Origin of the sequence: Isoptericola sp. NPDC056605, assembly GCF_042792795.1 — a bacterium.
Taxonomy (GTDB): Bacteria; Actinomycetota; Actinomycetes; order Actinomycetales; family Cellulomonadaceae; genus Isoptericola.
Map to the genome: position 1 here is coordinate 1 of NZ_JBHTVT010000048.1, position 1,830 is coordinate 1,830.

The following is a 1,830-nucleotide window of genomic DNA, read 5'->3' on the forward strand; positions in this document are numbered from 1 at the left end:
TTCTAAAAATAAAAATGAGTCTAAAGAGGAATCCTCCGAAGAAGGTGTAAAGGAAAATGATAATAAACTCGCGGATACTCCAAATATGGATGATTGTATTGAAGTGTACGGAAAAGAAGAGTGTGAACAGATCACTGAGTACTATAAACTATTTAGCCCCCTAATGAATTTGGACACCTACTAAGAGTGGTTTTATACTTAAGGTTGCCAAATAAGGGGGCTTTTGTGATGCAAAGACGAAAACATTCTGCTGAATTTAAACAACAGGTGGTACAAGAAGCAATTGAAACAGGCAATAAAGCTTTGGTGGCGAGACGTCACGAGCTCAGTCCAAATCTCGTAAGCAAATGGGTAAAAGCTTTTCAGGAAAAAGGCAATCTAGATCATTCCGGCATTCAAGATATTGTTTCTCCCTCAGGGATCAAACAGTTGGAGGAGGAGAATGACCAGCTTAAAAAGCTGTTAGGCGAAAAAGATTTAGAAATTTCCATTCTCCGTGACGTACTAAAAAAGAAGAACCCTCACTTACTGAAACGCTTGAAATAGCGAATGAGTGGATTGCGAAAGGTTATGCCGTCCGTAAAGTCCTGAAGATTTTAGAGATTTCTCCTTCTACGTACTATTATCAATACAAGAAAGAAGAAAAGTCAGTAAGTGAGGGCAGACCCATTCCGGGCTATTCACTCACTAAGAACGGCAAAAAAATACCGGATGAACAAATACAGGAATGGCTGATGGAACTCATCTCAGGTGAAGCCGGTGTCTATGGCTATCGAAAGTTGTGCCTCCGCCTTCGAAGCGAGTATGCGCTACAGATTAACAAAAAGAAAGTGTACCGATTATGTAAGGAACTCGATATCCTACAGCCACAGCGAGAAGTGAAGTTCCACTATCCAAGAAAATTAGCGAGGAACCGGATCATCACTGAATCGAATCAGCTGTGGGAAGCAGATATTAAATACGGCTACATCGAAGGTGAAGAGCGTTTCTTCTTTATTCTATCGCTCATTGATGTATATGACCGTTCCATCATTGATTATCATATTGGTTTACATTGTACCGGACACGACGCTGGCCAACTCGTGCAGCGTGCCTTGTTTAAGCGTCAGCAATTTGAAAGAGAAACAAAGCCAGTCATTCGAACGGATAATGGTCCACAATTTATTTCTCTAGCGTTTCAGAAAGCATGTGAAACGTTCCACATCGAACATGAACGCATTCCGCCGAGAACACCGAATATGAATGCCCATATCGAGTCGTTTCACCGATTACTAGAGTATGAATGTTTGAGGCGGTTCGCTTTTCATTCCTACGCAGATGCGTATCATGAGGTGGCTGAATACATGGATTTCTACAATAATCGAAGAATCCATTCGAGTATTTTAGATTTAGCACCAAATGAATTTTATCAACGAAACCAAACAGAAGAGCTAACGATTAAAGAAGTGAGAGTATGAGGCAGGATGATTTTCTTGCCTCACCTAAAATAAAGAGCAATTCTATGAAATAATGAGCTAAGAGTAGTATGTGTCCAAAATTAGGGGGTTAACCCGACTTTACCGTGAACTGTATGCTCAATGGGCGTGTAGCGTTGATTGTGGATGGTACACCGGCTGCGTTGATTGCGCCTGCCAATTTATTTTTGCTTGTGAAAGCACCCGAGGATATCCACTTTACTGCTTTGGCAGCTACATTTGGTCAAACGCTTCGTTTACTTGGCTTGTCCGTATCGCTACTGCTTCCTGCATTTTTTGTTGCCATTCTTTCCTATCATCAAGATCAGCTGCCCTATTATCTACTTGCCACTTTGGGGATTAACCGGTTGGGAAT

General features: G+C 41.4%; 4 protein-coding genes. All 4 read left to right on the forward strand.

Annotated features, from left to right (window positions below):
* Positions 1–184, forward strand: a 184-nt coding sequence (locus ACFQ8Y_RS22625; RefSeq protein WP_430586794.1) for a hypothetical protein, incomplete at its 5' end; no start/stop codon positions are given.
* Positions 185–228: 44 nt separating this feature from the next.
* Positions 229–546 (forward strand): transposase, encoded by a 318-nt coding sequence (locus tag ACFQ8Y_RS22630; protein ID WP_014479904.1) that lies wholly within the window; start codon positions 229–231, stop codon positions 544–546.
* Positions 547–557: 11 nt separating this feature from the next.
* Positions 558–1,457 (forward strand): IS3 family transposase, encoded by a 900-nt coding sequence (locus tag ACFQ8Y_RS22635; protein ID WP_026113687.1) that lies wholly within the window; start codon positions 558–560, stop codon positions 1,455–1,457.
* Positions 1,458–1,570: 113 nt separating this feature from the next.
* Positions 1,571–1,830, forward strand: a 260-nt coding sequence (locus ACFQ8Y_RS22640) for a spore germination protein (RefSeq protein WP_430586795.1), incomplete at its 3' end; no start/stop codon positions are given.